This window comes from Paucibacter sp. KCTC 42545, assembly GCF_001477625.1.
Classification (GTDB): Bacteria; Pseudomonadota; Gammaproteobacteria; order Burkholderiales; family Burkholderiaceae_C; genus Paucibacter_A.
In genome coordinates, this window is record NZ_CP013692.1 from 16,677 (window position 1) to 30,923 (window position 14,247).

The 14,247-nt window shown below is 63.9% G+C and carries 14 protein-coding genes; 6 read left to right on the plus strand and 8 right to left on the minus strand.

Annotated elements, in window-relative coordinates; genetic code table 11:
* Positions 1–4: 4 nt before the first annotated feature.
* Both AT984_RS00100 and AT984_RS00105 read right to left on the minus strand, forming a co-directional pair.
* Entirely contained in the window at positions 5–1,783 is a 1,779-nt protein-coding gene (locus tag AT984_RS00100) for a branched-chain amino acid ABC transporter ATP-binding protein/permease (RefSeq protein WP_082680262.1), read from the minus strand.
* A gap of 63 nt (positions 1,784–1,846) precedes the next feature.
* A complete protein-coding gene (locus AT984_RS00105; protein WP_058718373.1) occupies positions 1,847–2,884 on the minus strand; it encodes a branched-chain amino acid ABC transporter permease in 1,038 nt (345 codons plus the stop codon).
* Between the two features lie 267 nt (positions 2,885–3,151).
* Here AT984_RS00105 and AT984_RS00110 point away from each other — a divergent pair, with 267 nt between their 5' ends.
* Both AT984_RS00110 and AT984_RS22265 read left to right on the plus strand, forming a co-directional pair.
* The gene (locus AT984_RS00110; RefSeq protein WP_058718374.1) at positions 3,152–3,910 is read left to right on the plus strand and encodes an enoyl-CoA hydratase/isomerase family protein; all 759 of its coding nucleotides are present in this window, start codon (positions 3,152–3,154) and stop codon (positions 3,908–3,910) included.
* Positions 3,911–4,109: 199 nt separating this feature from the next.
* The gene (locus AT984_RS22265; protein ID WP_082679664.1) at positions 4,110–4,346 is read left to right on the plus strand and encodes a hypothetical protein; all 237 of its coding nucleotides are present in this window, start codon (positions 4,110–4,112) and stop codon (positions 4,344–4,346) included.
* Between the two features lie 312 nt (positions 4,347–4,658).
* Here AT984_RS22265 and AT984_RS00115 read toward each other — a convergent pair whose 3' ends face one another.
* Positions 4,659–5,222 carry a thymidine kinase gene (locus tag AT984_RS00115; RefSeq protein ID WP_058718375.1) on the minus strand — a complete coding sequence of 188 codons (564 nt, stop codon included), beginning with the start codon at positions 5,220–5,222 and terminating at the stop codon, positions 4,659–4,661.
* A 291-nt stretch (positions 5,223–5,513) separates the two neighbouring features.
* Between AT984_RS00115 and AT984_RS00120 the strand changes: the two genes are divergently transcribed.
* Both AT984_RS00120 and AT984_RS00125 read left to right on the plus strand, forming a co-directional pair.
* The gene (locus AT984_RS00120) at positions 5,514–5,726 is read left to right on the plus strand and encodes a hypothetical protein (RefSeq protein WP_058718376.1); all 213 of its coding nucleotides are present in this window, start codon (positions 5,514–5,516) and stop codon (positions 5,724–5,726) included.
* 228 nt (positions 5,727–5,954) lie between these two features.
* The gene (locus AT984_RS00125; RefSeq protein WP_058718377.1) at positions 5,955–7,100 is read left to right on the plus strand and encodes a rhodanese-like domain-containing protein; all 1,146 of its coding nucleotides are present in this window, start codon (positions 5,955–5,957) and stop codon (positions 7,098–7,100) included.
* Here the strand turns inward: AT984_RS00125 and AT984_RS00130 are convergent.
* The 5 genes from AT984_RS00130 to AT984_RS00150 all read right to left on the minus strand — a co-directional run bounded on the left by AT984_RS00130 (position 7,076) and on the right by AT984_RS00150 (position 11,498).
* Positions 7,076–8,392 (minus strand): FAD-dependent oxidoreductase, encoded by a 1,317-nt coding sequence (locus AT984_RS00130; RefSeq protein WP_058718378.1) that lies wholly within the window; start codon positions 8,390–8,392, stop codon positions 7,076–7,078. The two genes, AT984_RS00125 and AT984_RS00130, sit on opposite strands and share 25 nt — an antisense overlap.
* Positions 8,389–8,649 carry a (2Fe-2S)-binding protein gene (locus AT984_RS00135; RefSeq protein WP_058718379.1) on the minus strand — a complete coding sequence of 87 codons (261 nt, stop codon included), beginning with the start codon at positions 8,647–8,649 and terminating at the stop codon, positions 8,389–8,391. The genes AT984_RS00130 and AT984_RS00135 overlap by 4 nt, the downstream gene beginning before the upstream one ends.
* Complete coding sequence (locus tag AT984_RS00140) at positions 8,646–9,815, minus strand: NAD(P)/FAD-dependent oxidoreductase (RefSeq protein ID WP_231741489.1); 1,170 nt, start codon at positions 9,813–9,815, stop codon at positions 8,646–8,648. Before AT984_RS00140 ends, AT984_RS00135 begins: the two co-directional genes overlap by 4 nt.
* Entirely contained in the window at positions 9,812–10,741 is a 930-nt protein-coding gene (locus AT984_RS00145) for a proline racemase family protein (RefSeq protein ID WP_058718380.1), read from the minus strand. Before AT984_RS00145 ends, AT984_RS00140 begins: the two co-directional genes overlap by 4 nt.
* A gap of 85 nt (positions 10,742–10,826) precedes the next feature.
* Positions 10,827–11,498, minus strand: a complete 672-nt coding sequence (locus tag AT984_RS00150; protein ID WP_058718381.1) for a GntR family transcriptional regulator — start codon at positions 11,496–11,498, stop codon at positions 10,827–10,829.
* A 336-nt stretch (positions 11,499–11,834) separates the two neighbouring features.
* On the opposite strand from AT984_RS00150, the gene yajC reads away from it, so the two are divergent.
* Together yajC and secD are read left to right on the plus strand one after the other, a co-directional pair.
* On the plus strand, positions 11,835–12,158 hold the full coding sequence (gene yajC, locus AT984_RS00155; RefSeq protein ID WP_058718382.1) for a preprotein translocase subunit YajC: 324 nt from the start codon (positions 11,835–11,837) through the stop codon (positions 12,156–12,158).
* A 175-nt stretch (positions 12,159–12,333) separates the two neighbouring features.
* The gene (gene secD / locus AT984_RS00160) at positions 12,334–14,223 is read left to right on the plus strand and encodes a protein translocase subunit SecD (protein ID WP_058718383.1); all 1,890 of its coding nucleotides are present in this window, start codon (positions 12,334–12,336) and stop codon (positions 14,221–14,223) included.
* Positions 14,224–14,247 lie beyond the last annotated feature (24 nt).

Here is a 14,247-nt window from a genome sequence, read left to right on the forward strand (position 1 = left end):
TCTCTCAATGGTCGGTGCCGAGGTAGGCGGCGCGCACGATGGGGCTGGCCTGGATTTCATCCGGCGTGCCTTCAATCAACTTGGTGCCGAACTCCATCACCACGATGCGGTCGGTCAGGCCCATCACGAATTCCATGTCGTGCTCCACCAGCAGCACGCTCATGCCTTCGCGTTTGAGCTGGCGCAGCACTTCGCCCAGGGCTTGTTTTTCCTTGTGGCGCAGGCCGGCGGCGGGCTCGTCGAGCAGCAGCAGGGCCGGGTCCGTGCAAAGGGCGCGAGCGATCTCCATCAGGCGCTGCGGCCCCAGGGCCAGGTTGCCGGCCAGCTCAAACATCTGCCCGGCCATGCCGATGCGCTGCAGCTGCTTTTCGGCCTCAGCGAAGAGGCGCTTTTCTTCCTCTTTGTCGAGGCCAAGAACGCCTGCCGCCACGCCCTTGTTGCTGCGCAGATAACCGCCCAGCGCGACGTTCTCCAGCACCGTCATGTCGGCAATCATCTTGACGTGTTGGAAGGTGCGCGACATGCCGATGCGGGCAATCTCGCGCGAAGTTTTACCGCCCACCGCCTGGCCGCGGAAACGCACGCCGCCGCTGCTCAAAGGCAAGACGCCCGAGATCAGATTGAAGGTGGTGCTCTTGCCTGCGCCATTGGGGCCGATCAGGCCGATGATCTCGCCCGCATGGATCTGGAAGGACACATCGTTCACTGCCACCAAGCCGCCGAACTGCTTGCGCACCTTGTCGACGTCCAGCAGTAATTCCTGCGGCGCCGGCTTGTCGCGTGCCTGCAGGGGTGCTGCGCCTTGCCAATCGCGCGTGCGCGGCTCGGCCGGGAACCAGCGTGACAAGGCCGCGGTCGTGTAAGGCCAGATGCCTTTGGGCGCGTATTTGATGATCAGCACCAGCACGATGCCCAGCACGATGATTTCGAAGTTGCCACTGCTGCCCAGCAGGGCGGGCAGCAGCTCCTTCAGCTGGTCTTCGATGATCTTGAACACGCCCGCGCCGATGAAAGCGCCCCACACTGTGCCCACGCCGCCCACCACGGCCATGAAGAGGTATTCGATACCCATCTTCAGCGCGAAGGGACTGGGGTTGACGCTGCGCTGCAAGTGGGCAAACAGCCAGCCCGAGATCGAGGCCAGCAAGGCCGCCAGCACGAAGATGATGACCTTGTAGCGGAAGGTCGACACGCCCATGGCCTCGGCCATGGTGGTGGCGCCGTTCAAGGCGCGGATGGCCCGGCCCGAGCGCGAGTCCAGCAGGTTGAGCAAGCCCCAGGCCGCCAGCAGGGCAATCACCCAGATCAGGTAGTAGATGGCACGGCCGTCTTGCAGGCTGATATTGAGGAAGTGGATGGGCGGCATGCCCTGGATGCCGTCGTACTTGCCCAAAAACTCCATATTCGCCATGGTGTAGTTCAGGCTCAGGGCCCAGGCGATGGTGGCCAGCGGCAAGTAGTGGCCCGACATGCGCAGGGTCAGCAGGCCCAGCACCAGCGCTACACCCGCGGTGACGACCAAACCGGCCAACAGACCCAGCCAGGGCGAGGCGCCAAACTGGGTGCTCAGCAAGGCCGTGGTGTAGGCGCCCAGGCCTACAAAAGCGGCTTGGCCGAAGGAGGTCAAGCCACCCACGCCGGTCAGCAGCACCAGGCCGGCGCTGACCAACGCGAACAGGCCGATGTAGTTGAGCTGGGTGATCCAGAACTCGGGCACCGGCAGCAAGGGCAGGGCGAACAGCAGGGCCAGGGCGGCCAGGGAAAAGATTTTTCGCAAGTTCATTTTCTTCGCCAGTTGGGGGCAGTACGTGCCGGCATTGGCCAGGCTCGCCTGCCCCACAAGGTTTTAGGATTCTTCGTGATGCGGGTTGCGCAGCGAACGCCACAGCAGCACCGGCAAGATGGAGGTGAACACAATCACCTCCTTGAAGGAGCTGGCCCAGAAGGAGCTGAAGGACTCCAGCAGCCCCACCAGCACGGCGCCCAGCGCCGCACCGGGGTAGCTGGCCAGGCCGGCGAAGACGGCGGCGACAAAGCCTTTCAAGCCAATCAGGAAGCCGCTGTCGTAGAAGATCGTGGTGGTCGGGCTGATCAAGACGCCCGACAAGGCGCCGATGAAGGCCGCCATCGTGAAGGACAAGCGTCCGGCCGAGCTGCTGGAAATACCCATCAGGCGGGCTCCCAACTGGTTCACCGCCGTGGCCCGCAAGGCCTTGCCGTACAGGCTGCGCTCAAAGAACAGCCATAGCGAGATGATCAGCGCGGCCGAGGCCATGATGATGATCAGTGTCTGCCCCGACACCAGCAGCGGCCCGGCGGTGAACGACGCATCCCAAAAGCTCGGGTTGCGTGAGCCCTCGGCGCCGAAAAACACGAGGCCAAGGCCGGTCAAAGCGAAGTGCACACCAACTGACACGATCAAGAGCACCAGCACCGAGGCCTCGGCCAGCGATTCGTAAGCCAGCCGGTACAGCAGCGGCCCCATGGCCGTGACAACGGCCAGCGTCAGCAAGACTTGCAGCAGCAGCGACAACTGCTGCGGCGCCGCCCACAAGGCCAGCAGGCCGATGGCCGCGGGTGGGATCAGCGCGCGCAGTACCTGTTTCACCACCAGACCGACGGCTTTGCCGGCGCGCAGCCCGGCCACCAGATCCAGCACAGCCACCAGGGCGGCCAAGACCAGCAAGAAGGCGATGGTGCCGGGGGTCTTGCCCATTTGCAGGCCCGCCAGGGTGAGGGCGCCGAAGGCCACAAACTCACCTTGCGGAATGAAGATGATGCGAGTGACGGCGAACACAAGCACGGTGGCCAGCGCCAGCAAGGCGTAAATCGCCCCATTGGTCAGGCCGTCTAGCATCAGGATGCTGGCGATTGAGAAATCCATAAGGGCGTAGGTCTCCGGAAGGCTTGCGGTGCACTCTACTGAAAAAGCCTGGAATGGCTCTCGGTGCTGTGCCGCATTGACAAAGCGCAAATGTTTCGTCCGACTGGTCGGTCGAATTTGCTTTGATGTTTTTTGAATGACAGCCGATTGTTCCCGTGGGGCTATGTGCAAACGCCTGCGCCGCTCAAAACAGCGAGAAATGCAGGCATGGCGCGGCCACAGTCCAGTCAGTCTGCGCCTAGCCTAGGGTGCTAAGCTTTCGTGGCTATGACTGGACATGCCCCCTCACTCACCATCGACGGCCCTTTGGCCCGTATCACCCTGCGCCGCCCCCGGGTCGCCAACCGTCTGGAAATTGCTGATTTGCAATTGCTGCGGGCGCAGCTCGCCCAAGTCAACGAGGCGGAAGCGGTGCGAGTGCTGCTGCTGGCCTCCGAGGGCAAGCATTTCTGCAGCGGCTTCAATATTGGTGCGGTGCCGGGCGTGGATGCTGGCGCCCTGTTCGAAGCCTTGGCTGACGACTGGGAGGCGGCCCGGCCGGTCACGGTGGCCATGATTCAAGGCGGCATTTACGGCGGCGCCACCGATCTGGCGCTGGCCAGTGACTTCCGCCTCGGCACGCAGAGTTGCGAGATGTTTGTGCCCGCTGCCCGCTTAGGCCTGCATTTCTATCGCGGCGGGCTGGAGCGCTATGTCACCCGCCTGGGTCTGCCCTGGGCCAAGCGGGTGCTGCTGTTGTGCGAGACGCTGGATGCTCAGGCCATGTTGAGCAGCGGCTTTCTGGATCGTCTGCTGCCCGATGCGGCCGCGCTGGAAGCGGCCACACAAACCCTGCTGGATCAATTGCTGGCCATGGCGCCCTTGGCGCTCTTGGGCATGAAGAAGCACCTCAATGCCATCGCGCGCGGGCAGCTGGATGTGGCGGCGCTGCAGCAAGACCTGGCGTGTTCGGTGGCCTCCGCTGATTTGGCCGAAGGCGTGGCGGCTTGGGGCGAGCGGCGGACGCCGGTTTTTCTCGGCCGCTAGCTTCAATCCAGGTTCGAATCGCCTTCAAATAAGGGATATCCCCGTCAACTTGGGCACGAAGTCGGGCAAAGCGGGCGCTGAAGTCGGCTCAGAACGTGGGAAAATAGAGGAGTTGGCACATGCGTCCGGCTGAACTGCATAAGTTCGGATCAGGGCGCATGGGCATTTTCATCCTCATCAACTCACTATCAGGACCGACGTGGCCAAGGACAGTACTAAAACGACCATCGAAGCCGATGGTCTGCGCTACCGCTCTAAAGCACCAGGTTCGCCTTTCGCGGCGACCTCATCCTTTGGTGCAGCAACCATGTCGTGCTTTATGTGCGGCAAACATCGTCCGCGCGCGATGCTCAAGTCCAGGAAGCTCTTGGGCAAATCTCAACCCGTTTGCGCGCCTTCCTGCAAGGAGCTCGACGAGCAACTTGCCAAGCCTTGATTCCCTTGTGAATTGAGCAAAAGAACAGGCCAGATGCTTCGCGCACTGGCCTGTTTTTCTTTTTGCGCGGGGCAAAGTTGCTGTGCACGCGGTTTGCGCCGTGGCCGCTTTGCCGCGCAAGGAGCCCGCAGAATCAGTTGGTGACAAAACCACCCGCTAGCGCTCGAGCGTTCTGCCACGCAAGAAACCCGCTTGACCAGTTGGTGGCAGAACTACTCGCTAGCGCTCGATCGGTCTGTCGCGCAAGAAACCCGCTTGATTAGTTGGTGACAAAACTACTCGCTAGCGCTCGATCGTTTGGTCACGCAAGACTCAAGACTGCCGGAAGCAGCGCCCGCAGACCGAGCGGTAGCGGCTATTGCCGCCAATCTCTAACTGCTGGCCTTCGGTGACTTTGCGCTGCTGGGCATCCACGCGCATATTCATGGTGGCTTTGCGGCCGCAATCGCAGATGGTCTTCATCTCGTCCATTTCGTCGGCCAGCGCCAAAAGACTGGCTGAACCGCTGAACAGCTCCCCGCGAAAGTCGGTGCGCAGGCCGTAGCAAATCACCGGCACATTGTGCAAATGGGCCAGCTCATGCAGGGCCCAGACTTGGCTTTTCAGCAGGAACTGCGCCTCATCAATCAGGATGCAGGCGATCTTGCTTTGTGCTTGTTCGTGCGCGCGCAAGAAGTCGGTGTCGGCGTTGAACAACTCCGCCTCCCGCTGCGGCCCTAAGCGCGAAGTGATTTGGCCGCGGCCATAGCGGTCGTCCAGCTGAGCGGTGAAGAGCCGAACGATATGGCCGCGCTCCTCGTAATTGTGTGCAACTTGCAGCAAGGCCGTTGATTTTCCGGCATTCATCGCGGCATAGCGAAAGAACAGTTTGGCCATGGAGGGGTGAAAAGTTGTGAGAGCGACGATTGCAAAACCACCAAGTCGGGACTGGAGTAGCACCTGAACGGTGCGACCCCCTACTTCGGTGGTCGCAGGGACGCGAATTGTGACAAAACATGGGGCAAGCGAGGTAGTCAAACCCAAGAAGCTGCACCTACTATTGAGCAGAGGGAGGCACGCATCTAGGTCAGGCTGTCAATCCAGTCTGGGCCAAAAGTGCTGCAAGTGCCAAAAGTGCCATCAACGCCACCAGCGACGATGGTCTGTACTTTCGAACCAGCGACAACAATGACCAAAGATACCTACACCGCCGTGAGCGATAACGGCCTGCGTTATGAGTCCAAGCTGGGGGGCTCACCCTTTTTGGGCAGCGGGCATACGCGTTCTTGCTTCAAATGCGGCAAGCACCGCACGCCAAGTAACTTGCAGTCCAAGCGTGTCCTGGGCCGCACCGAGGTGGTTTGCAAGCCGGGCTGCGCCAAGCCAAAAGACAGCGTTTGAGCGCAGTCGTGAGAAGCTCACGACTGGTCAGTTTTTTGCCTTGATCTAGCGCGCATTGCGCAGGCTGACTTCGGTCGGGCGGTTTGGGTGACCTAGACTGGCGAGATGGCACTCACAACCCAATTCCCTCGCTCACGCAACTCACTGGCGTTGCCATTGGCATCGCGCTTTTTGTGTGTTGCCGGTCGTTCAGGCGCGCAGCAAGCGCTAGCGTCACATTCGTGCGGCGTGCTGGTCACGCTCGCCCTTGCAGCCCTGCCGCTTTGCAGCGTTGCGGCGCCACTGAGTGTGGTGGTCAACCCGGGTGACCAGGGTGAGCAGTCGCGCTTCGCGGTATTCAGTGAGTGGCGCCAGGTGCTGGAGCAGTCGCTGCGGCGCGAGCGTGCCGCTGGCGGTTTGCAGCTGACCCAATCCAATGATGCGACGGCCGACCTGAGTGCGACTCGTTCGCGGCTGAATGATCTGGTGGTGGGCCCCGCCCATGTGGTGGGCAGCGCCTTGCGTTACGGCTATCAGCCCGTGGCGACCATGGACAAGACGGTGCAGGCCGTGCTGGTGGCGCCGCAGAGCAGCAGCATCAACAAGCTGTCTGACTCCGCCGGCAAGCGCCTGGGCCTGCCGATGCAGGACAGCGTGGTCACCTATTTGTTGCGTGGCGAAATTAATGCCAGCAACAGCACCATCAAGCAGCATTTTGGCGCCGTGCTGGAAAGCCGTTATCAAGATGCCTTGCTGGTCTGCCTGCAGATCCGTCGCTGCGATGTGGTGGCGGTGGAGCGGGCCGTGTTCGAGCGTTGGCAGGCCGCCGGTGAGTCGCTCAAGGTGGTGATGCAAAGCAAGGCCGTGCCGGGTTTAAGTGTGGCGCTGAAGCCCGGTGGCACGCTGAACGCTGAGGGCCTGCGGGCCTCGCTGCAAGGCGCGCAAGCGGGCAGCCTGAAACTGCAGGCCGTCGGTGCTGACGCGTTTGAGTATGTGTCGACCCTGGGCTATTTCACCCCGCGCGCTTTGCCCGGCGCGACGCAGGTGGATGCTGCCGCCGTGGCGAAGTTGCTGCAAGGCGGCGCGCTCTTCATCGATACCCGCAACGAGGCCGAATACAAGGCCGGCCACGCGGCGGGCGCCAAGTCGGTGCCGTATCACGAGAAGAGCGCCAAAGAGGCTGACTTCAAGGTCGAGGATGACAAGTTCGACTTGAGCCAGCTGCCCGCCGACAAGGCCTCCGCCCTGGTGTTCGCCTGCAATGGCCCTGAATGCTGGAAGAGCTTCAAGGCCAGCCACGTCGCCGTCAAGGCCGGCTACAGCAAGGTCTACTGGTTCCGTGGTGGCTTCCCGGAATGGCGTGCAGCGGGCTACAAGATCGAAGGATCGCCCTGATCTTTCTGATCGGTGTCGGCAGGCATGCTGACGCCGGGGCTTAGAAAGGCCGAGATGGGCGTCGGCTGCAAAGGCGCGCGCACCGCGCGCTCACCGGCGCCAGCGGGCCAGCCCAGCAAGTCCTGACAAATCGGCCCGCAGATGCGACCCTGGCAGGCCCCCATGCCGCAGCGAGTTTGCAGCTTGGCTTCGCGCCAACTACGTTGCGCTTTGAGTTCGCCCAGGCTCACATCCTCGCAGCGGCAGATGATGGTTTTGGCTTCGGCTAATTGCAGCAACTCGGGGCGCAAAGCAAAAATTTGCGCCAGCAACTGGCCATGGCGGCGCGCCCGCCGCAGGGCCGCGGGTGCGTGCTGGCGCTGCTGGCCCAGGATGCTTTGCGCGGCCAAGCCGCCTTCCGCCAAGGCTTTGTCTACGCCAGCAATGCCCGTGCATTCGCCTGCGGCATAAACGCCGGGCACGCTGGTCTGCAGTTGCTGATCGACCTGAATGGCGCTGGCCTGCAAGGCGCAACCCAGCAACGCGGCCAGTTCGGTATTGGGCAGCAGGCCATAGCCCAGGGCCAGCGCATCGCAGGCCTGGGTCCATTCGCGCCGGCCGTCGCTCAGCACCACGGCTTCCAGTTTTTCTTCGCCCAGGGCGCGCAGCACCCAGGTCCCGCTTTGAAAGGGCACGCGGCGCAGCTGCCAGGCCATTGACGCCGCCTGCGCCCAGAAGCGCGCATCCAGGCGCAGCGCGAACTGGCTCAGCTGCGTTTTGCTGGCTTGCTCGGCAATCAAGCTGGGTGTGCAGCCCTGGCTTTGCAGCGTGTGCGCGGTGGCCAGCAGCAGCGGCCCGCTGCCTGCCACCACCACCCGTTTGCCCTTGAGTGGCCAGCCTTGCTTGACCAAGGCCTGCAGGCCGCCCGCGCCGGTGACGCCGGGCAGGGTCCAGCCCGGGAAGGGGATGAAGCGTTCACGCGCACCCGTCGCCAGCAGCACATTCGGCGCTTGGACGGCGAATGCCGCCGCGCTGGGGTCTTGCTGGCTTTGCAGCAGCAGAGCCTGCTGGCCGGCCGCTGCGGGCAGTGGGCTGACCACGGCATGGCCAGCCAGATGTTGGACCTTTGCCGCGACTGCCTTCAGTCGTGCTTGCCAGCGTGCCGGCAGCTGCGCGCGCCAAATCTGCCCACCTGCAGCCGCGCCCGCGTCGATCCAGATGACGGACTTGCCGGCTTCGGCCAGCTGGCAAACAACCGCGATGCCGGCCGGCCCAGCGCCCACCACCAGCACATCGGCGTGCAGTCGCGTCATGGGGTCACCTCAATGGTCATGCCATCGCGGGCCGGCGTCAGGCAGGCCAAGCGCTGCGCGATGCCGTCAATGCTGACTCGGCATTCCTGGCACACACCCATGCCGCAAAAGGCCGCGCGCGGCTGCCCGGTGGCGGAGCGCCGCGTGGCCTGTACGCCCGCCTGCGCCAAAGCTGCGGCAACCGTGCATGGCCCTTGCACCTGATGGGGGTCGCCGTTGATGTGCAGCAGGAGCTGATTGGCGTGAGTGCTGTTCATGCGGCGAAAAAGCGTTGCGGCGCCCAGGGTTCAGGAGACAAGGTGGGTGGGGCTTGCAGGCTCAGCTCGGCCAGCAATTCAGCGCTGGCCAGCGCCGTGCTCACGCCCAGGCCTTCATGGCCCGTGGCCAGCCAGACGCGGGGGTATTCGGGGTGGGCGCCGATCAGCGGGCGGCCATCGCGGCTGGCGGGCCGCTGGCCGGTCCAGCAGCGCAGCAGATTCATGCCGGCCAGGGCGGGCAGATAGCTGCAGGCGTGGGCCAGCATGCTTTGCAGCGTCGCCATGTCTATTTGCTCATCCTCCGCCTGGCCGGGCTTGGGGAACTGGCGCGAAGAGCCAATCAAGATCTGCCCACCGGGCCGGGGTTGCACATTGAAGGACACCGAGTCGCTGTCCACCGCGTGGGCCTTGCTTTGATAGCCCAGTTCTACCAGCTGATGCGTAATGGAGTTCGGGTAGTGCTGAGTGATGGCCAAGTGGCCCTTTTTGGCCACCAGGCTGCCGGGCGGCAACCAGCGCTGGCTGGCCAGGCCGGCGCACAGCACGGTCATGGCGCCCCAGAGCTGGCGGCCGTCGGCGAGGTGCACGCTATGGCCGTCAAAGGCAACCACGCGGCCAGGAATGATTTCGGCACGCGCTTGGTTCAGCCAACGCGCCGCCACCTTGGGTGGATAGATGCGCGCATCACCCGGCACCCGCAAGGCGCCGGCAAGGCCGGGCCGCAGCATCGGCTCGGCGCGGGCCAAGGCATCAGCGCCAAGGACTTCTGCGCTGATGCCGCGCTCATTCAACCAAGCGCATTTGCGCAGGGCCAGGCCAAGTTCGGCCTTGTCGGCGGCAATCCACAGCGTGCCGCAGCGCGCCAGTTCTGCTGCCTCGGCGTTGCCTTTGTTGGCGCCTGACTCGCCCAGCCACGCATCCCAGAGCTGCAGGCTGCGCCGGGTCAGCCCATGCTCGGCCTGCGCCGTCGCGCTGCCGTCCAGGGCGTCGGCCAGCAACAGATGGCCCATGGCCGCAGCCGTGGCGCCGCCGCCCACTGGGCCAGGCTCGATCACGGCCACGCTCAAGCCCTGGCGGGCAAAGGCCCGCGCGCAAGCGGCGCCGACGATGCCGCCGCCGACGATCAGCACATCGGCACTGCGCCTGGCCTTCAGGCCTTGGGTCAAACGGGGATACCCCAGGCGAAGGGATCGCCCGCCTGCTGCACCACCGTGGCGTCCAGCGTCACAAAGGCACGGCCGGTGATGGTGGGCAAGACCTGACCCTCGGCGCCCAGCTGATAGCTGGCTTCGAAGCTGCTGCCGATCACGCTTTCCTGCTGCCAGAACTCGCCGGGCTGCAGCTTGCCGTCGGCCGCCAGGCAGGCGACCTTGGCGCTGGTGCCGGTGCCGCAGGGGGAGCGGTCGTAGGCCTTGCCGGGGCAGAGCACGAAGTTGCGGGCGCTTTTATCAGGGGCGTGGGCCGGGTTGCGGGAGTCGCCGATCAACTCGATGTGGTCAACCTTGTCATGCCCGGCCGCCGCCAAGCTCTGGCGAATGCGCCAGGACAGATCGGTCAAGGCGTCGACATTGCGTGCCTCGATCTCCAGGCCATGGTCGTCGCAGAGGAAGAACCAGTTGCCGCCCCAGGCGATGTCGCCGTGCACGCGGCCGTGGCCGGGGACATCGATGGCGACGCCGGCGGCCTCGCGGTAGCTGGCCACATTCGCAATGCTGACGGCGCCGTCCTCGGCCAGCCGGGCTTCAATCAGGCCCACCGGTGTCTCGATGCGATGCAGGCCCGGCTGAATGCGGCCCAGATAGGCCAGGCTGGCGATCAGGCCGATGCTGCCGTGGCCGCACATGCCCAGATAGCCGACGTTGTTGAAGAAGATCACCCCGCAGCAATTGGCCGGGTCTTGTGGGGCGCAGAGCAGGGCGCCCACCAGCACCTCGGAGCCGCGCGGCTCCAGCATCAGGGCGCGGCGCCAATGGTCGTGTTGCTCGCGCAAGATCTGCAGGCGCTCGGCCATGCTGCCTTGGCCCAGATCGGGGCCGCCGTCGATGATCAAGCGGGTGGGTTCGCCGCCGGTGTGGGAGTCAATCAGTCGCATGTGTGGCTCAGTCCGCCCGTTGCCGGGCTAGGGAGTTACTCAATCTCATTCAATGAATCGTTTGGTCGCTCGGTCACTTGATCGCTCAATCGATCACGGCCTGAGCGAAGCCGCGCAAATAGTCCATCAGCGCGTCGGCGGCGGTCTGGGCGGCCTCGGCTTGCGCCGCGGCAATGGCTTGCGCGAGGTCCAGATGCAGTTGCGCACCGCGCAGCAGATCGCCCTGGTGCTGATAGGCATACCAGAAGCGCCGGCATTGAATGGCCATGGGCACCACCGCTGCGGCGGCGGCCGGGTTGCGGCAAGCGGCGTGGATGATGCGGTCCAGGGCCTGATCGGCGTGCATATAGCCGTGCAGATCGCCGGCCTCGGCCGAGCTGAGCATGGTTTGGGCGCAGGCCAGCAGGTCTTGGCGCTGGGGCGGGGTGGCGCGGCGCGCGGCCATGCTGGCGATCAGGCGCTCCAGCACGCGCCGGGCTTCGATCAGGTCCAGGTGCTCGGCCAGGCGGATTTCGCTGACTTGCAGGCCGCGTCGGGCTTGTTGCACGATCAAGCCGCAGCTGACCAGGCGCATCAAGGCCTCGCGCACCGGCGTGCGGCCCAGGCCGGTCTGGCTGATCAGTTCGGCTTCAACAATGGCGGCCCCGGGCTTGAGCTGCAGGGTGGCAATCATGGATTCCAGCGCGTCGTAGGCTTGGTCGGCCTGGCGGCGCTTTTCCGGGTCGGCGGGGCCGAGGTGGTCGTCAACTTGGGGCATGGCGGCATCTTCGCATGCTCAAAAGCGGCCGAGCCGGGCGCGCTTGAATATCCCGCCCGCTGGTTTGACGGTGGTCGGGCGCTTCGGCGCCGGGTCAACTGGCGGACGGCAGGTGAGCAAGATCTGTGTCTATATATGTCAAATATATTTAAAGAGTAGCCTTGCCTTGTGAGCTTGTCAACGCCATATCCAAGCCCGGCACAAGGCTTGCGTGCGCAGGGCAGGCCGGGCCGGCATGGCCGGTCTGCCGCGCGCATACAATCCGCCGTTCACTCGCCCGCGTCCGGCAAATTCATGCGCTGACGGCGCGGCGCCATCATTCCAAAGGGATTCGACGTGTTTATTTCTAATGCTTTTGCTCAAGCCGCACCCGCCGCCGGTGGTGCTGAGTCCAGCCTGCTGAGCATGCTGCCGCTGGTGCTGATGTTTGTGGTGCTGTATTTCGTGATGATTCGTCCGCAGATGAAGCGTCAAAAAGAGCACAAGGCCATGATCGAGGCCATCGTCAAGGGCGACGAAGTCGTCACCTCCGGCGGCCTGCTGGGCAAGATCAGCAAGGTCGGCGAGAGCTTCCTGACCCTGGAAGTCTCCAGCGGCGTGGAGTTGCAGGTGCAACGTTCCGCCGTCGTGCAAGTGCTGCCCAAGGGCACGATCAAGTAAACCCAAGTCTGGTCAGGCGGCCCAGCTTTGCTTGGGGGCCGCTGCCGCCGAACTTTCATTGACCTAGCCAAGCCAGCGCCCGCCACCGGGCGCAGCCTGACGTCTGCCCGCCGCCGCTCTTTGCAAAAAGGGCGGCTTGTCTCGCGGCGATCCGGGCCGCAGAGGATGCACCACCATGAATCGTTACCCGCTTTGGAAATACGCGCTGCTGATCGTTGCGCTATTGCTGGGCTTGATCTACACGCTGCCCAACTTCTACGGTGAAGCGCCGGCGGTGCAGGTGTCCAGCGCGAAGGTCACCGTCAAGGTTGACGATGCCGTGCGCGGCCGCGTCGAGCAGGCCTTGAGCGCCGCCCAGATCCAGCCTGACTTCGTGCTGCTGGAAGGCAACTCGATCAAGGCCCGGTTCAAGGATCTGGACACCCAGATCAAGGCCAAGGAAGCGATCAGCAAGACGCTCAACCCCAACGAGGCCGAGCCCACTTACATCGTGGCGCTGAACCTGTTGTCGCGTTCGCCCAAGTGGTTGTCTTCGCTGCATGCCTTCCCCATGTATTTGGGTCTGGACTTGCGCGGTGGTGTGCACTTCTTGATGCAGGTGGACATGAAGTCCGCGCTGACCAAGAAGGCCGAATCGCTGATCGGCGATGTGCGCAGCTTGCTGCGTGAAAAGAATCTGCGCCACGCCGGCATCAGCCGCGATGGCAATAATGTGGTGATCGCCTTCCGCGATGCCGCTACCCAGCAGCAGGCCATGGCCTTGCTGGCTGACAAGATCCCCGAAGTGCTGTGGACGCCCAGCAGCGACGCGGCTGAGTCGCGCCTGACCGGCACCCTCAAGCCTGCCTCGATGGTGGCGGTGCAAGAAGCCGCGCTGAAGCAAAACATCACCACCCTGCACAACCGGGTCAACGAGTTGGGTACCTCCGAGCCGGTGATTCAGCAGCAGGGTCTGGACCGCATCATCGTGCAACTGCCCGGTGTGCAAGACACGGCCAAGGCCAAGGACATCATCGGCCGTACCGCCACGCTGGAATTGCGCATGGTGGACGACAGCGCCGAAGCGCAGGCGGCTCTGGCTGGCAGCGGCCCGGTGCCCTTCGGCACCGAGCGTTTCATCGACCGCGGCTTTGGCCCCATCATCGTCAAGCGCCAAGTGGTGCTGACCGGTGACAACCTCAGCGACGCGCAAGCCGGCTCGGACGAAAACCACCAGCCCGCCGTGGACCTGACGCTGGACGCCAAGGGCGCCCGCATCATGAAGGACATGTCGCGCGAGAACATTGGCAAGCGCATGGCCATCATCTTGTTCGAAAAGGGCAAGGGCGAGGTCGTGACGGCCCCGGTGATCCGCAGCGAATTGAGCGGCGGCCGGGTCAAGATTTCCGGCGCGATGACGCTGCAAGAAGCGGCCGATACCTCGCTGCTGCTGCGCGCCGGTTCGCTGGCCGCGCCGATGGAAATCATCGAAGAGCGCACCGTTGGCCCCAGCCTCGGCAAGGAAAACATCGAGCGCGGCATCTTGAGCGTGACCTGGGGTTTTGCCGCCGTGGCCGTGTTCATGTGCATCTACTACATGCTCTTCGGCGTGTTCTCGTCGCTGGCGCTGGGCTTCAATCTGCTGCTGCTAGTCGCAGTCTTGTCGATGCTGGGCGCGACCATGTCGCTGCCGGGTATCGCGGCCATCGCCCTGGTGCTGGGCATGGCGATTGACTCCAACGTGCTGATCAACGAGCGCATTCGTGAAGAGTTGCGCAACGGCGCTTCGCCGCAAGCGGCCATCAATCTCGGTTACGAGCGCGCCTTCGCCACCATTCTGGACTCCAACGTCACCACGCTGATTGCCGGTCTGGCCTTGCTGGCCTTCGGTTCCGGCCCGGTGCGCGGCTTTGCCATCGTGCATTGCTTGGGTATCTTGACCTCGATGTTCTCGGCCGTGGTGTTCTCGCGTGCCCTGGCCAACCTCTGGTACGGCCGTCAGAAGAAGCTCAAGTCCCTGTCGATCGGGCAGATCTGGAAGCCGCCTGTCGAGGTGGATCCACAGCAGCCCGCCGCCAAAGTCTGACCTGAACGAATCGAGTAGCGAATC